Origin of the sequence: Stenotrophomonas sp. Nf1 (assembly GCF_003028475.1) — a bacterium.
In the GTDB taxonomy this organism is placed as follows: Bacteria; Pseudomonadota; Gammaproteobacteria; order Xanthomonadales; family Xanthomonadaceae; genus Stenotrophomonas.
On the sequence record NZ_PYTV01000014.1, the window covers coordinates 1 to 15,021 of the forward strand.

General features: G+C 65.0%; 13 protein-coding genes and 1 pseudogene. 6 read left to right on the forward strand and 8 right to left on the reverse strand.

The genetic code is table 11. The features are described from left to right. The 4 genes from C9412_RS19535 to C9412_RS19550 all read left to right on the forward strand — a co-directional run. A partial coding sequence (locus C9412_RS19535) for a DUF2345 domain-containing protein (protein ID WP_258190366.1) occupies positions 1 to 993 on the forward strand: 993 nt, incomplete at its 5' end. Continuing rightward, the gene (locus C9412_RS19540; RefSeq protein WP_107233124.1) at positions 986 to 2,605 is read left to right on the forward strand and encodes a hypothetical protein; all 1,620 of its coding nucleotides are present in this window, start codon (positions 986 to 988) and stop codon (positions 2,603 to 2,605) included. The genes C9412_RS19535 and C9412_RS19540, both read left to right, overlap by 8 nt. A gap of 2 nt (positions 2,606 to 2,607) precedes the next feature. Continuing rightward, positions 2,608 to 3,717 carry a hypothetical protein gene (locus C9412_RS19545; protein ID WP_107233125.1) on the forward strand — a complete coding sequence of 370 codons (1,110 nt, stop codon included), beginning with the start codon at positions 2,608 to 2,610 and terminating at the stop codon, positions 3,715 to 3,717. Between the two features lie 52 nt (positions 3,718 to 3,769). After that, a complete protein-coding gene (locus C9412_RS19550; protein WP_258190367.1) occupies positions 3,770 to 4,873 on the forward strand; it encodes a hypothetical protein in 1,104 nt (367 codons plus the stop codon). Between the two features lie 31 nt (positions 4,874 to 4,904). Here C9412_RS19550 and C9412_RS19555 read toward each other — a convergent pair whose 3' ends face one another. The 3 genes from C9412_RS19555 to C9412_RS19565 form a co-directional block, all read right to left on the reverse strand. Beyond that, positions 4,905 to 5,573 carry a hypothetical protein gene (locus C9412_RS19555; protein WP_107233126.1) on the reverse strand — a complete coding sequence of 223 codons (669 nt, stop codon included), beginning with the start codon at positions 5,571 to 5,573 and terminating at the stop codon, positions 4,905 to 4,907. A gap of 83 nt (positions 5,574 to 5,656) precedes the next feature. Next, positions 5,657 to 7,798 carry a TonB-dependent receptor gene (locus C9412_RS19560; protein WP_107233127.1) on the reverse strand — a complete coding sequence of 714 codons (2,142 nt, stop codon included), beginning with the start codon at positions 7,796 to 7,798 and terminating at the stop codon, positions 5,657 to 5,659. A gap of 73 nt (positions 7,799 to 7,871) precedes the next feature. After that, on the reverse strand, positions 7,872 to 8,516 hold the full coding sequence (locus C9412_RS19565) for a TetR/AcrR family transcriptional regulator (RefSeq protein WP_107233128.1): 645 nt from the start codon (positions 8,514 to 8,516) through the stop codon (positions 7,872 to 7,874). Between the two features lie 82 nt (positions 8,517 to 8,598). Here C9412_RS19565 and C9412_RS19570 point away from each other — a divergent pair, with 82 nt between their 5' ends. Then, complete coding sequence (locus C9412_RS19570) at positions 8,599 to 10,197, forward strand: FAD-dependent monooxygenase (RefSeq protein ID WP_107233129.1); 1,599 nt, start codon at positions 8,599 to 8,601, stop codon at positions 10,195 to 10,197. Here C9412_RS19570 and C9412_RS19575 read toward each other — a convergent pair. The 5 genes and pseudogenes from C9412_RS19575 to C9412_RS19595 form a co-directional block, all read right to left on the reverse strand. Beyond that, complete coding sequence (locus tag C9412_RS19575; RefSeq protein ID WP_107233216.1) at positions 10,130 to 11,833, reverse strand: PAS domain-containing sensor histidine kinase; 1,704 nt, start codon at positions 11,831 to 11,833, stop codon at positions 10,130 to 10,132. The genes C9412_RS19570 and C9412_RS19575 overlap by 68 nt on opposite strands. Positions 11,834 to 11,914: 81 nt before the next feature. Continuing rightward, positions 11,915 to 12,202 carry a hypothetical protein gene (locus C9412_RS19580; RefSeq protein ID WP_258190369.1) on the reverse strand — a complete coding sequence of 96 codons (288 nt, stop codon included), beginning with the start codon at positions 12,200 to 12,202 and terminating at the stop codon, positions 11,915 to 11,917. A 71-nt stretch (positions 12,203 to 12,273) separates the two neighbouring features. Further along, positions 12,274 to 12,543 (reverse strand): hypothetical protein, encoded by a 270-nt coding sequence (locus C9412_RS19585; RefSeq protein WP_107233130.1) that lies wholly within the window; start codon positions 12,541 to 12,543, stop codon positions 12,274 to 12,276. Positions 12,544 to 12,646: 103 nt separating this feature from the next. Next, positions 12,647 to 13,123, reverse strand: a complete 477-nt coding sequence (locus tag C9412_RS19590) for a hypothetical protein (protein ID WP_107233131.1) — start codon at positions 13,121 to 13,123, stop codon at positions 12,647 to 12,649. Positions 13,124 to 13,214: 91 nt separating this feature from the next. Beyond that, positions 13,215 to 14,440 (reverse strand): annotated as a pseudogene (locus C9412_RS19595) (NADH:flavin oxidoreductase/NADH oxidase family protein). 89 nt (positions 14,441 to 14,529) lie between these two features. Here C9412_RS19595 and C9412_RS19600 point away from each other — a divergent pair. Beyond that, complete coding sequence (locus tag C9412_RS19600) at positions 14,530 to 15,009, forward strand: MerR family transcriptional regulator (RefSeq protein ID WP_107233132.1); 480 nt, start codon at positions 14,530 to 14,532, stop codon at positions 15,007 to 15,009. Positions 15,010 to 15,021: the final 12 nt, after the last annotated feature.

Here is a 15,021-nt window from a genome sequence, read left to right on the forward strand (position 1 = left end):
CAGGAACGCGCGGCCTCCACGGTGATGGACAACGCCAGCGTGGTGGCCCAGCTCAAGGGCGCCGAGCGCAGCCTGGAACAGATGCAGCAGACCCTGGCCCAGCAGCAGGTGCCGGGCCTGGCCGAGTACCAGCGCACCAAGCAGCTGCGCGAACAGATCGACCCGAAGGCGCAGGGCCGCTTCCAGGGCGAGGTGAACGGGCAGAGCGCGATGAAGCCCGGCAGCGACGGCGGCAGCCCCGGCGAGCAGCCGGTGGAACGGCTGGGCACACCGTTGCTGCTGGCCGAAGCGCCGCACCATATCGCCTGGACCACCCCGGCCAGCGCGGTGGCCTATGCCGGGCAGAACCTGCAGATGACCGTGCAGCAGGACCTGCACGTCAGCGCCGGCGAGACCCTGGCCACGGTCTCCGGCGAGCATGTCTCGCTGTTCGCGCAGAGCGGCCCGCTGCGGGTGATCGCCGCGCAGGGGCCGGTCAGCCTGCAGGCCAACGATGGCGAACTGGAACTGCTGAGCGAGCAGGCGCTGACCATCACCGCCACCGACGACCGCATCGACGTGCTGGCGCAGACCAAGGTGGTGCTGCAGGCCGGCAACAGCGCGATCACGCTGGAGGGCGGCAACATCACCTTCAGCTGCCCGGGCGAGTTCAAGGTCAAGGCGGGCGAGCATCCGTTCATGCCCGGAGAAAGCATCACTCCGTTCATCGCTCCGCTTCCTGGTGGGCTTCAGGGCATCCCCGACTGGATCGCATTGGACTACCGCGATGGGGAGACGCAGCAGGCCATGGCAGGGACCCCTTACGAAATTCATTTCAAGAATGGTTCTGTCATCAAGGGAACGCTGGACGATGCCGGCCAGGCCCATCACGAGCCCATCCCGAAACAGGACGTAGAGAAAGTCGTCTATGAACCCCGCGAACCTGATGCGGAAGACACCTGGCCGGATCTTGGGCTGATCGCCATGCCCGAACAGGGCACCGGCCATGGGTGATTCGCGTGCCGATCTTCCCAACCAGGCCGCGCCCGTCTCCCTGCAACAGCTTCGCGAAGCGCTTGCCTTCATCAGCGACCAGTACAAGAGCGCCGTCGACGGCAGCAAGAACGTTTTCGTATGGCTGTGGGAGTCGATCCAGGGTGATTTCAACCAGGACCGCACCGCAGGACAGATCGTGTTCGACACCGCCATTTCCATGGTGCCGGGTGTGGACCAGGTCTGTGATGTCCGCGACATCATTGCCAACTGCAAGCAGATCAACGATGACAAGAGCAATACCTGGGCATGGATTGGCCTGGTTCTGACTCTGGTCGGCCTGATTCCCACCCTCGGTTCCCTGCTGAAGGGTGTGCTGAAGATTTTCTTCCTCTTCATCCGCCGTTTCGGCCTGAACCACCTCGTCCGCGCCGTCGATGAGGCCATGGGCTGGGTCATTACCCTCCTGCGCCGACGTGAGGTTGCCAAGTACTGGAAAGCCCTGCGCTGGGACCGCGTGTTCCATGAACTGGCGAAGCAGACCCGCATCGTGCGTGGACGGGTGACCCAGGCACAGCTGTTGAAGGCCTTTGATCGTGCCGTGCTGCTGATGCGCAACCTGCTGGGCAAGGTCGCCGATAACCCGCTGGTGGGAAGCCGCGCGCAGGAGACCATCGACCTCGTCGTTGGCATCCGGAAGATCGCAGACAAGTACATCGGCAAGGTACTGGCGCCCGTGCAGCGCATTCTTGACACGATCATCAAGCGACTTGAGTTCGAGGACATGGTGCAGCGGCGCGGCATCGTCAACACGGGCAACTTCCATTTCAGTGGGACGCTGCCCGAAGCGCATGCCGTGACGCTGATGCGGCGGGTTGATCCTCCACCGTCGTGGCTTGGGAAGGGCAGACCGACAAAGAACAAGCCGCTGGATCCCTCCGACTATCGTCCACATGTCGATGACATGGCGAAGAAGGACTTCCCGAAGTTGACCGATGGCCAGATCAGGAGTTTCGCCGAAGGCATGCGTGCCGATACGATCAAGGGGCCAGCGAAGCTGTATCGCGTGGTCTCGCCTTCAAACTCAGGGGCAGGCGCCGACTGGATGACGGAAGAGGTATTCGACACCATCATGAAATCGTCGGACCCCAAAGCCACCTGGCGAAAGCATCTTGCGGTCTGGCCTGATTGGAACCCCAACGGGCAGTTCGTAGTCTATGAGCTCAAAGCGGGAGAAAAACTGAACGTGTGGCGTGGTCCGGCCTCTGCGCAGACCAAAAAGGAACTCAAGGATCATCACCTTGAAGGCGGCTATGAACAGATCAAGTTCGATGCCGCCCTCGAATACGATGCCGCCGGTAAGCCGGAGAAGAAAATCCTGGGTGACAGTCAGGAGTACTACTCCGTCGATGAAGCGACCGGTGCCATGACCAGGAGCAGCATGACCTATGAGAAGTGGAAAGGCTTGCCCGCACATGAGCAGGTGAAGCATGTCAGTCTCCGGACAAAGATCAACAATCCACACATTCTTGGCCCCCTTGATACCAGATGGGGTACTAGCGACTTCGGCAGCCAGATGAACGACGTGAGGCTTGGGCTGCCAAACATTTCTGGCCAGAGGCTAAACCGCTGAACATGAAAATCCACTGTCTTGAACTTAATCCCTGGCACAAGCGGCAAGCCGCCCTTATCCATCATTTCACCTCGATGGAGTACCTAAAAGGTCTGTTGCCGCAGATCGACAGCCTGCTGGCTATGACCGACCAGATGCTTGCCGAACGCTCGCATCTGGATGCGGCAGGCAGGGCGCTGGCGGGGTGGAGCTCGCAGGACACGGCGTCGCACTTCTCGACGTATGCGTACCCCGCGCTGATAGAGTTCCGCGAGGGCATAGTAAAAGACATTGCTCTACGCTCGATAGAACAGTACCGCGTTGCTGGCGAACACCAATGCGAACGCATGCTGGAGGAGTACGCCCACCTGATGGCCTGGGCGACGCCGCAGCAGGAAGCAATGTTCAGAGATACCACAGAGCGGGTATTCAGGTACGCCTGGGAGATATCCGGACTAATTGCACGCCCCCCCGGCAAGAACGACTTCTCATTCTGGTTGCTTTGGAACAAGGGAGTGATCAACTCACATCGAATCCCCAAGTTCCGGGTCCGCACCGACATTATCGTGCGGACCAATCAAGTTCCTCCACGTACCGGCATCTACGTTGCAAAAGATGACCCCATGGCCACGCTCCAGTTTGCATGGACCGGTGGATACGGAGAGCTGTGCCCAGCCGTGACCCTCAATGATGTTGGAAGAACGGTTCTGCAGCAGTTCGGTCGCGAGCGACTGTGGGGCGATACCGAAGGGCTGTATCGCTTCCTCGATGCAAACCGGCACCTGGATCCCTATGGCTGGCCCTACATCCAGGCCGAGCTGGCCAAACTGGCTCCGTCAGTGATCGCAGGTGTGGCCTTCGATGATCAGGACTGCGAATGGTACTTTGTCGAACGCATTGCCGATGAATTCGAGGACATCGACGGCAGCTACACCGGTACGGATTGGAAGGATCGCCGACCGGACCGCGTCGCAGCTGGCAAGCCAGTACCCTTTGATGGCTGGTGGTATACCCCTGCCCAAGGCAGCAGGCGCTACTTCAAGCAAGGCGACGTGTTCCCCAGCATCAACAGCGACTGGGGTGACACGTTCTGGATCTGGGCGCCAGACCAGGCGCCACCGACGATGGGTTGATGGAAATGCACCGCCCTGATTCTCCCGGCGCTGATTGATCAGAAGCACGCACATGATCCCTATGGAACTCAACCCGTGGCACAAACGGCAAGCCGCGCTCATCCATCATTTCACCTCGATGGAGTACCTCAAAGGCCTGTTGCCACAAGTCGATAGCCTGTTGGCCCTGACTGACCAGATGCTTGCTGAACGCTCGCATCTGGATACTGCAGGCAGGGCGCTGGCGGGTTGGAGCTCGCAGAGCACGGCGTCGCACTTTTCGACATATGCCTATCCAGCCCTGATGGAATTCCGGCAAGCTGTCGTGGAATGCATCGCCCTGCGCTCAATTGAACGTTATCGTCGGGCTGGCGAACACCAATGCGAACGCATGCTGGAGGAGTACGCCCACCTGATGGCCTGGGCGACGCCGCAGCAGGAAGCAATTTTCCGGGATGCCACAGAACGGGTGTTCAGGTATGCCCGTGAGCTCTCCGACATCGTTGAGCGCCCGCCCGTCGCAAATGATTTTTCGTTCTGGTTGCTCTGGAGCAACGCTCTGATAGACAAGCATCGCATCCCTGCGTTCCGGGTTCGAACCGACATTGTCGTGCGCACCAATCAAGTTCCTCCACGCACTGGCATTTACGTAGCCAAGGACGATCCTATGGCTTCACTCCAGTTTGCATGGACAGGTGGATACGGAGAGCTGTGCCCAGCCGTGACCCTCAATGATGTTGGAAGAACGGTTCTGCAGCAGTTCGGCCGCGAGCGACTGTGGGGCGATACCGAAGGGCTGTATCGCTTCCTCGATGCAAACCGGCACCTGGATCCCTATGGCTGGCCCTACATCCAGGCCGATCTGGCCAAGCTGGCTCCGTCAGTGATCGCTGGTGTGGCCTTCGATGATCAGGACTGCGAATGGTACTTCGTCGAACGCATTGCCGATGAATTCGAGGACATCGACGGCAGCTACACCGGTACGGACTGGAAGGATCGCCGACCGGACCGCGTCGCAGCTGGCAAGCCAGTGCCCGTTGATGGCTGGTGGTATACCCCTGCCCAAGGCAGCAGGCGCTACTTCAAGCAAGGCGATGTGTTCCCCAGCATCAACAGCGACTGGGGTGACACGTTCTGGATCTGGGCGCCAGACCAGACACCACCGACGATGGGTTGAATGAGAACCACCGCACCGGGCCAAACATGCCTCACCTCACCCTGGGCGGCGGAATCTCAGACACCACCTCCGGTACGACCTCCGGCACCAGCGTGAACTGGTAGCGATTGTCGTACAGCTTCACCTCCAACTGCTTCCGGCCGCGCCGTTCAAGCGTGTAAAGCTTGCCGGCCCACGGGCTGCCGAGCAGTGCCATCGGGCTGATGTCGCCCAGCCGCGACGCATCCAGATGCACCACCACGCGGTCGTCCAGGTAGGCAACCTTCACCGAACTGAAGAACGTGGCGTATTGACCGCTGCGCATCGCGGCGTAGCCGGTCAGTTCCGGGTGCGCCACCAGGAACACGAAGTGGCTGCTGAAATCGACGTTGCCCAGATCGGGCTCGTTATCGCGCTGCGAGGACGGCCACTTCGCGCCCATCGCGTCCAATGCATTTGCATGGGTGATGGGGAAGAAACGGATATCGAGATAGCCCGGCCCGCCTGAGTCCACCCGGGCCTGGCCGTCGTTCACCGCTGCCGAGGACAGTAGGTTGTTGTGCACCAGGCCTGGTGGGGTGCTCATGCGGAATTCGCCGCTGGCCTGCACGTCCTGCGGAGGATTGAAGAATGCACTGACCTGTTCGTTCTGGCAGGCGGCAAGCAGGGGCAGCAGCGCAAAGGGCAATGCACGCTGCTGCAGGGTACGGATCCGTGTCATTGCATCGGGCCTCATCCATGGGGAGGCCATTAGATCATGCCGGGTGCAGCCGGGTCCGGGCCCGGCGCGACAACGGCCGCCGCTCAGAAGGTGTAAGCGGCCTGCACATACACCCGTCGCGGCTCGCCCGGGAAGTGCCCGTTGCGGGCGATGAAGCCACTGGCGGCATACACCTTGTCGAACAGGTTCTTGACGTTGGCCTGGAACTGCCACTGCTTCCAGGTGGTCTTCCAGCTCATGTCGAACACGGTATAGGCCTTCACCGTCTGTCCATCGAGGCTGACGCGCTCGCCCACATGGTCGGCGCCGAAGCCGATGGCGGAGTTGATCGCGGGCAGGTCGTAGCGCGTCCACAACCCGACCTTGTTGCGCGGCGCATTGGCGAAGCGGTCGCCGGAGGCGTTGGTGATGCCGCCCGGGCCGGCGTCCTTCACCCGCGCGTCGTTGTAGGCGTAGGTCAGGTTCAGCACCCAGCGCTCGGTGACGTCGGCCAGCAGGTCCAGCTCCATGCCGGTGCTGCGCACCAGGCCCAGCGCGGCCAGCTGGTTCACGCCGCCGGTCACCTCGCCGGTGGCCTGCACGATGTTGCTGCGGTCGATGCGGTAGGCCGCCATGTTCACGCTCACGCGCTCGGCCAGCAGCGATTTCAGGCCGATTTCCCACTGCTTGCTGCGCTCGGCGTCGAACGGGCCGCCGGCGGCCGGGTTCTGGTTCGCCGCGCTCTGCGGCACGAAGCCACTGGCCACGTTGGCATACAGGTTCAGCCCCTGGCGCACAGTGAACGTGCTGCCGAGCCGCCAGCTCAGATCGTTGCCATCGACGCGGCTGGCGCCGAGACGATCCTCATCCTTGAAGCCATCCCAGCGCAGCCCGGCCAGCACGTGCCAGCGCTGGCCCAGTGCGAGTTCGTCCTGCAGGTAGGCGCCGTAGCGTGTGCTGCGGGTGGAGGTGCTGCGCCAGGGCAGGGTGGCCAGGTTGTAGTCGTGCCAGGTGCTGGCGCCGTACACCGGGTTGAACAGGTCGATGCCGCGTACCGGGCCGGCGCCGCGCGCGAGGTCGGCGCTGTTGGCGGTCTGCGCGGTGAAGTCGGCGTCGAGCTGGTACACATCGGCGCCGAACAGCACCTTGTGGCCGATGCGGCCGGTGTCGAGGCGCAACACGGCATTGCCGCTCGCGGTGAATGCCTCGTTGTCGCGGACCTGGTTGCGCAACTGCCGGGTCATCCACTCGGCCACGCCATCGCGGTCGCGGTCGATCAGCCCCATCGGCTCGTGGTACATCTGGTGCTCGTTGTTGCTGAACCAGCGTGCGGCGAGATCCACATCCAGGTTCTCACGCGGCGCGAAACGGTACTGCGCCAACGCCACCTTCGCGCGCATGTCGAGGAAGTCGCTGGCCTCGTTGTGGTTCCAGCGGCGGTCGGTCAGGAAGGTGCCGGCATCGTTCACCGGCACGCCGCGCAGGCGGTTGCCGCCCAGGTTCTGGGTGATGTCGGTGAACTGCAGCACCAGCTCGCCGGTCTGGCCAACATCGAAGGCCAGCGAGGCATCACCGATCACGCTTTCGCTGTCGGCGTTCCAGCGCACGCCCTGTTCGGTATCGGCATACAGCCCGGCGCGGTAGCGCACGCTGCCGTCGGCGTTCAACGGGCCGGTGCCTTCGATGGAGCCGGCGCGGAAATCCTTGTTGCCCATCTGCACTTCGATGCGGCGCTCGGCGCTGGCCTTCGGCTTTCGCGTGACGTAGTTGATGACGCCACCGGCATCACCGCCACCATAGAGCGCCCCGGCCGGCCCCTTCAGGACCTCCACCCGTTCGATGTTGAACAGCTGCGGCACCGAGAAGCCGGCGTACGGGTCGCCGCGCAGGCCGTCGTACAGCACGTTCTCCTGGCGGAAGCCGCGCAGGGTGACCCCGGCATAGCTGAAGAAGCTGATGCCGCTGATGCTGCGGTACAGGTCGGTGACCTGGCGCGCCGCCTGATCGTCGATCAGCTCGCGTGGCACCACCTGGATCGATTGCGGAACGAGCTCCAGCGGCGTGTCGGTGCGGGTACCGACTGCGGCATCGTCTACCCGGTACAGGGTCTGCGCACGGCCACGCACTTCCACCGTGTCCAGCGCTGTAGCGGCTGGAGGGGAGGGTTCGGCAGCCTGGCAGAGCGTGGCCAGGGGCAGCGTCAGCGCCAGGTACAGGGCGCGCGGGTGGAGCAGGGCAGAGGGCATGGAGGGCGGGGAAGTGTCTGCAAATGAGAAAGATTAGCATTTGCAACACTTCGTGACCTATCCCCCGAATGCGCTATGGACGTGCGCCGGGGTCGGTGTAGGGGGTGCCGGCCAGCGCGACCAGCACGCCGGTGGCGCCGCGCACCATCAACTGCAGCATCGCCTCGCGCGGATCCTCGCCCAGCGCCTGGCTGGCCAGGCCCCTTTCGTAGGCGGCCACCACCGAGGCCAGCAGCATCGCCGCGCCCAGCCGCGCCTCTGCATCATGGGCTGGGCGACCGGCTGCGGTGGCCATCAACTGCGCCAGATCGTCGGTGAGCTGCGCCTGCAGGCGCCGCGCATGCGCGACCAGCACCGGGCTGTCGGCCACCGTGGCCCAGAACGCTGCGGCGCCAGCGTTGATCCGCAGCAGGGGGTGGCCACTGTGCAGCAGGCTGCACAGCAGCGACTGGAACGCGGCCAGCGGCGTCATGCTGCCGCGCTCGGCCATGCCTTCGCGCAGCAGTGCGCGCGCCTCTTCGTCGCGGTCGAAGACCAGGTCTTCCTTGCTGGCGAAGTAGTTGAACACCGTCTTGCGCGAGACGCCGGCGGCCTCGGCGATCTCCGACATCGACACGGCTTCGAAGCCACGCTCGATGATCAACCCGGTGGCGACGTCGGAAATCACCTGTCGGGTCTCGGCTTTGCGCTGTTCACGGCGGCCAGGGGGCGGGGTCATGAGCGGTTCACTTGTGAAAACGTACACCGAGTGTAACATTGTGGCTGCCAGAGCGCCGGCCCGGTGCTCACGAGGAATCCTCATGCGGTACGACGTGGTTATTGCCGGAGCCGGACCGGTCGGCCTGTTCCTGTCCTGCGAGCTGGCCCTGGCCGGCTGTTCGGTGCTGGTGCTGGAAGCGGCCGCATCGCCGCAGTCGCCGCTGAAGCGCTTGCCGTTCGGCCTGCGCGGCTTGAATACGCCCACCCTGGAGGCGCTGGACCGGCGTGGCCTGCTCGAGGCGGTGGCCGCGACCCAGGTGCTCAAGCCCGACAAGGGCGCACCGCCACCCGGCACCGCGCATTGGTTGGCGCAGTCGCGGCCGCTGGGCGGTCACTTTGCCGGCATCCCGTTCGCCCTGGACAACGTTGACAGCGGGCGCTGGCCGTATCGCCTCGCTACTCCGGTTGGCACCCAGATGGCGGTGGAACTGCACGCGCTGGAAACCGTGCTGAGCGACCGCGCGGTCGCGCTGGGGGTGCGCATCGAACGTGGCTGCGCGCTGCAGGCCGTGCAGGCGGGCGACGCGGAAGTGACCATCGAGACCGCCGCTGGACCGGTGCGCGCCGCCTGGCTGGTCGGCTGCGATGGCGGCCGCAGCACCGTGCGCAAGCAGTGCGGCTTCAGCTTCGCCGGCACCGACCCGGAGTTCACCGGGCATTCGTTGCTGGTGGAACTGGACGACCCTTCGGTGCTGACGCCGGGCCGCCAGTACACCGCGCACGGCATGTGCAATTTCAATCCGCCCAGCGTGCTGGCACTGGCCGATTTCGATGGTGGCGCAGGCCATCGCACACCGCTTGATCGGGAGGCGGCGCAGGCCCTGCTGCGGCGCATTTCCGGGCGTCAGGCCACCCTCACCGCGCTGCATCTGCACAGTACCTGGACCGATGGTGCGCGCCAGGCGACGAGCTATCGCAACGGGCGCGTACTGCTGGCCGGTGATGCCGCGCATGTGCATTCGCCGCTGGGCGGGCAGGGCCTGAACCTGGGCATCGGCGATGCGATGAATCTTGGCTGGAAGCTGGCGGCCGTGGTGCACGGTCAGGCCGACAGCACGCTGCTGGACAGCTATGGCGCCGAGCGGCATCCGATCGGCGCGCGGGTGCTGGACTGGTCGCGCGCGCAGGTGGCGCTGATGCGACCCGGTGCAGGCTCGCGTGCGCTGGCGGCGGTCATCGCCGACCTGGCCGAGACCGGCGATGGCGCAACCTACCTGGCCGAGCGGGTCTGGGGTGTTGCGCAGCAGCTGGACCTGGGTGAAGGGCATCCGCTGGTCGGCCGCAGCGTGCCGGACTTGCAGTTGGGCGATGGCCGTCGCATGGGCGAACTGCTGCGCGCCGGTAGCGGGGTACTGCTGGTGTTGGATGCCGATTCCGCGCTCTGCGAGGACATTGACGGCGAGCTGCACCGCCTCACCTGCATGGCTTCGCCGGTGCACGACACACTGGGTCTCGGTGCGGTGCTGGTCCGGCCCGACGGCATCGTGGCCTGGGCCTGCGATGCCGGCGCGGACGCGACGGGGCTGGCCGAGGCACTGCAACGCTGGTTCGGTGTGCCCGGCAGTGGCGGCGCTATATCCGCACCGGTACAGGTGAACGCTGTCGCCCGGCCTCGGTCATCACCGCCGCCAGCTGCTTGAGCGAATAGGGTTTGCGCAGCAGGGTGAAGCCATGCCCCGGATCACGTGCCAGCAGTTCGCTGTAGCCGCTGGTGAGGATGATCGGCAGATCCGGGAACCGGCTGCGGACGTTGCGGGCCAGGTCCAGCCCGTTGGTGCCGGGCATTACCACGTCACTGAACATCACGTGGAAGCGTGCGGCATCCTGTTCCAGCGCAGCCAGCGCTTGGTCTGCATTGCGCGCCAGCACCACGGTGTAGTCGAGTTCGCGCAGCGCACCGACTGCGAACTCGGCCACATCCACGTTGTCTTCCACCACCAGCACGCACAGCCCATGGCCATGCACCAGGCCTGGCTGTGACAGCGGGCGCGGGAGTGCGTCGCTGGACTGGGCCAGCGGCAGGTAGAGCGTAAAACGCGTCCCCGTGCCGGGTTCGCTGCTCACATCCACCTCGCCCTCGGACTGCTTGACGAAGCCGAACACCTGGCTGAGGCCGAGTCCGGTTCCTGCACCGACATCCTTGGTGGTGAAGAACGGCTCGAAGATGCGGTCGACCACGGTCGGATCGATGCCCGTACCGGTGTCGGTCACGCTGATGGCGGCGAACGCGCCCTTCATCGGTGCGGCGAAGCGGATCGATGGTACCGCGGTGACCTGTTCGACCTGGATCGTCACGCGGCCCTGACCATCGATGGCATCGCGTGCGTTGACCGCGATGTTGATCAGGGCGGTATCCAGCTGCGTGCGGTCCAGCAGCACCGGCAACGGCGTGTCAGGCAGGTTCACCCGCATCGTGATGCGCGCACCGAGCACGGTGGTGATGATGTCCGACAGTGCCTGCACGCTCTCGCACAGATCGAAAACCTCCGGCGACAGGCTCTGCCGGCGCGAGAATGCCAGCAGCTGCGCGGTAAGCCGCGTGGCCCTGTCCGAGGCGCTGCCGATGGCCTGGATGTAGCGCAGGCGCGGATCGTCACCAGGCCAGGTGTGCAGCAGCATGTCCACCGAACCGGTGATGACCTGCAGCAGGTTGTTGAAGTCGTGGGCGACGCCGCCGGTGAGCTGGCCGATGGCTTCCAGCTTCTGCGACTGCCGCAGCTGTTCGCGCGCGCGTACCAGCTCCAGGTGCGCCTCGCGCGCCTGTTCGGTGATGGCCGCGACCTGGCGGCTGTGCCGGTCGCGCTCGATCACCCGCTCGGTCTGTTCGCTGACCACGCAGATGATGCCGGCCACTGTGCCACTGCCGACGCGCAGCGGCGAATAGGAGAACGTCCAGAAGGTTTCCCGCAGTGTGCCGTCGCGGTCCATCATCAGGGGCAGATTGTTGAAGCTGCGGCTGGTGCCGGCAAACGCATCGTCAATCGCCGGTGCAACCACCTGCCAGACATCGGCCCACACCTGTTCCAGGCCATTGCCCATGGCCCCATGCAGCTTGCCGCCCAGCATCGGCAGGTAGGCATCGTTGAAGAAGAACGTCTTGTCCTGGTGGCCCCAGGCAATCCACAGCGGCTCGGGAGAGTCGAGAATCATCGCCAGCAGGGTGCGCAGTTCGGGCGGGGCGCTGGCTGCGGCGGCAGAGCGCGCCCAGTCGCTGTCCTGCAGCAGGCGGTAGGCCAGCTGGTCGGGCGCGGAGACGGAAAGGGGAAAAGGATGCATGGCCGACAGCGCGGGGAGGTCACGCAGCATAGCTGAGCGGATGTCAGCACGGCCTGCACACTCGTACGCGGCCTCAGTGCATCACACGCCCAGCAACATGGGTAAAGGCCAATCGGCCACCCGTGCGTGGCTTACCTGTTGATGGCAGCCACATCGCTCGCAGCGGAACAGGGCGCCGCCGGGCAGATGCAGCAGGCAATCTTCGCCGGCAGAACTAGTCTCGGCGCAATGGCGGCAGGTGATGGTCAGCGCGGTAATGCGCTCGATTCCACCGGACAGGTTGAACACGGCCTCAAAGGCGCTGATGACAGGGTGGATCGCGTCAGGCATGGGCAGCTCGGCAGGAAACAATGCCGCATCGTTGCCCATGGGCGGTGATGGCGCAGTCAGCTGCGTGCATGCAGCGGATCAAGCAAAGGCGACTGTTGCGGCGCCCCGCATCAGGCGACGCAGATCAGCAGCAGGCTGCACAGCACCAGCATCAGCACGAATACGCGCCGGCTCAGCGCCAGGCAGGCCAGGCAGGCCGCAAGGGCCCACGCCGCCAGCAGGGCGCAGGTCAGCAGCCAAATGCCGATCACCAGCAGCGAACCACTCGCAAGCGCCGACAATGCAATGGCCTTGAACAGCCCCAGACCCAGCACGCTACCGAGCACGCCCGCCTGCAGGGCAATGGCGTCATGGCGGGCGGGGGCGGAGGGGTGATGCATGGCGGCTCCGTGCTGGCCGGTTGTGGGCTGTCACCCACACTGTGCCCAACGCCATATCCACGGAATGTGTTCATCGGCGGGATGCTCCGGCGACGACGATGATTCAGTCGAACTCACCCTCGGCCGACTCCAGCCGTTGCCGGTAGGCCGCCCGATGCTGGTACAGCCGCTGGCATTCGGCCGATCGGTGGATACGGCTGGACGGCTCGTTGGCTACCGAGTCGCACATCCTGGCAATATGGTTGCTGGCGGCCAGTTCGGTGACGAAGAACACGGCTGTGACGCCGGTCCCAAGCAGCACCACATACAGCAGGCGGCTGAGCCAGCGTGACCGCTTGCGCGCAAAATGCTGCTGGATGGTCAGGTCGAAGCGGATGATGCTGAGCACGATCCAGATGATCGCGACCAGGAAGCACAGCGTGGGCAGCAGGCCACGCCAGAGACCGGCTTCATACACCGATTCACTGTAGTGGACGGCCGCCCCCGCACCGGCGATGGCGATCGCCAGCGCCCAGTTGCGGCCCAGCGAGAGCAGGTCATCGAGCAGCTTTTCACGGTTTCGGGTCGGTACGGCTGCCACGTCGGTTCCTTCTGCATGCTGCAATCGGCGGCAGGCTGCCGCCGATCATGCAGATGGTGGGCCATCACTGCGGCGAAGAGAAGCCTGCCGCTCAGGAGGTGCCGACACGTTCACCGATCCAGCGCCGGTAGCGGCGGGTACGGCATCGCGCCGCGACCTGCGCCAGCAACAGTGCCCACGCTGGCGACACGCCCGGTGCGGTGGATCGGCGCTTGCTCAACCGGACCAGCTGGTACTTCACCGCCGCCATGTGCGCACTGGCAGCCAGCGGCTTGCTGCGCCAGTTGATGGTGCGCAGCGTGGGTACCTGCTCGCGGCCCTGCTGCCAGTGCTGGGGCAGATCCGGCTCGATCGCCAGCGCGGTGGCGATGCCCACCATCGCCACGCCGCTGTCCAGCACCTGTTCGGCCACGGCGCGGCGGCGAATGCCGCCGGTCACCATCAACGGCATCGTCGCTACCGTTGCGATGTCCCGAGCGAATTCAAGGAAGTAGGCCTCGCGTGCCAGGCTGCGGTGGTCGCGGGCGGCGCCGGTCATGGCCGGCGCTTCGTAGCTGCCCCCGGATAGCTCGACCAGATCCACGCCGAGTGGTGCCAGCATCTGCACCACGGCGCGTGCGTCTTCCGGTGAAAAGCCACCCCGCTGGAAATCGGCGGAGTTGAGCTTCACCGCCACCGTGAAGCGGGGGGACACCGCTGCACGATGTCCAGCAGCAGGCGCGCGCGGTTGTGCAGGCTGCCGCCCCAGCGGTCGTCACGGCGGTTGGTCAACGGCGACAGGAACTGGCTGAGCAGGTAGCCATGCGCCGCATGGATCTGCACGCCGCTGAACCCGGCGCGCTCGGCCAGCCCGGCGCTGCGGACGAAGCGTGCGATCACCGCTTCGATGTCGGCCTCGGTCATCGTTCTGGGTATGGCGAACTGCTTGGACAATGCACCCAGATCCATCGCTACCGCCGATGGTGCCAGTGCCGGCTGGCCAAGCGCCGCCGGCATCTGGCGGCCGGGATGATTGAGCTGCATCCAGATCTGCGCACCGCGCGCGCGCGCTGTCTGCGCCCAGGCGCCGAAGCGTTCGAGATGGCGATCATCCTCCAGCACCACGCCGCCCGGACCGGTCATGGCGCGGCCATCGACCATTACATTGCCAGTGATGATCAGCCCGGCGCCGCCGTCGGCCCAGCGCTGGTACAGCTGCAGCAACGCGGTGGACGGCGCATGATCGGCATCGGCCATGTTCTCCTCCATCGCCGCCTTGGCGATGCGGTTGTGGAGGATGGCGCCGGAAGGCAGCGCCAGGGGCGAGAACAGCGACATCGGACAGCTCCAGGACAGGGGAAGGGCGCTACGCTAACCTTCAAGTTTCATTGAAGGTCAACGGGTTCCGATGTCGAGGATTCAGACAGATGAAAATCGGTGAGCTGGCCAGGCGTACCGGCCTGGCCGCGTCGCGCATCCGCTTCTATGAAGAGGCCGGGCTGTTGTTGGTGCCGCGCCAGGCCAACGGCTATCGCGACTATCCGGAGCAGGCGGTGCTGCTGCTGGAGCTGATCACCGGCGCGCAGCGCGCCGGCTTCAGCCTGGAAGAGATCCGCGCGCTGCTGCCGCCGGACATGGGCCAGTGGCAGCACGAGGCGCTGATCCAGATGCTGCAGCAGAAGGTGGCCGACATCGAGGCACTGCAGGTGCGGCTTGCGCAGAGCAGGTCGCACCTGCTGGCGTTGATCGAAGACATCCAGGCGCGGCCGGAAGGCATCGACTGCGCGGCAAATTCGCGGCGCGTGCTGGACCGTGTGCAGCGCGGCGAGCTGGCGCGGCCGACGCTGGCGGCCGCCGATGTGGCGATGCTGCGCCCCGGTCGCCGCCGTCGCACCGGCAACGGCTGACGACCGGCGCCA

Excerpts from the sequence above, each read along its gene's own strand:
- C9412_RS19585 (WP_107233130.1), bottom strand. The coding sequence starts at position 12,543 with ATGCATCACCCCTCCGCCCCCGCCCGCCATGACGCCATTGCCCTGCAG.
- C9412_RS19580 (WP_258190369.1), bottom strand. The coding sequence starts at position 12,202 with ATGGGCAACGATGCGGCATTGTTTCCTGCCGAGCTGCCCATGCCTGAC.
- C9412_RS19540 (WP_107233124.1), top strand. The coding sequence starts at position 986 with ATGGGTGATTCGCGTGCCGATCTTCCCAACCAGGCCGCGCCCGTCTCC.
- C9412_RS19555 (WP_107233126.1), bottom strand. The coding sequence starts at position 5,573 with ATGACACGGATCCGTACCCTGCAGCAGCGTGCATTGCCCTTTGCGCTG.
- C9412_RS19600 (WP_107233132.1), top strand. The coding sequence starts at position 14,530 with ATGAAAATCGGTGAGCTGGCCAGGCGTACCGGCCTGGCCGCGTCGCGC.
- C9412_RS19570 (WP_107233129.1), top strand. The coding sequence starts at position 8,599 with ATGCGGTACGACGTGGTTATTGCCGGAGCCGGACCGGTCGGCCTGTTC.
- C9412_RS19575 (WP_107233216.1), bottom strand. The coding sequence starts at position 11,833 with ATGCATCCTTTTCCCCTTTCCGTCTCCGCGCCCGACCAGCTGGCCTAC.
- C9412_RS19560 (WP_107233127.1), bottom strand. The coding sequence starts at position 7,798 with ATGCCCTCTGCCCTGCTCCACCCGCGCGCCCTGTACCTGGCGCTGACG.
- C9412_RS19565 (WP_107233128.1), bottom strand. The coding sequence starts at position 8,516 with ATGACCCCGCCCCCTGGCCGCCGTGAACAGCGCAAAGCCGAGACCCGA.
- C9412_RS19545 (WP_107233125.1), top strand. The coding sequence starts at position 2,608 with ATGAAAATCCACTGTCTTGAACTTAATCCCTGGCACAAGCGGCAAGCC.
- C9412_RS19550 (WP_258190367.1), top strand. The coding sequence starts at position 3,770 with ATGATCCCTATGGAACTCAACCCGTGGCACAAACGGCAAGCCGCGCTC.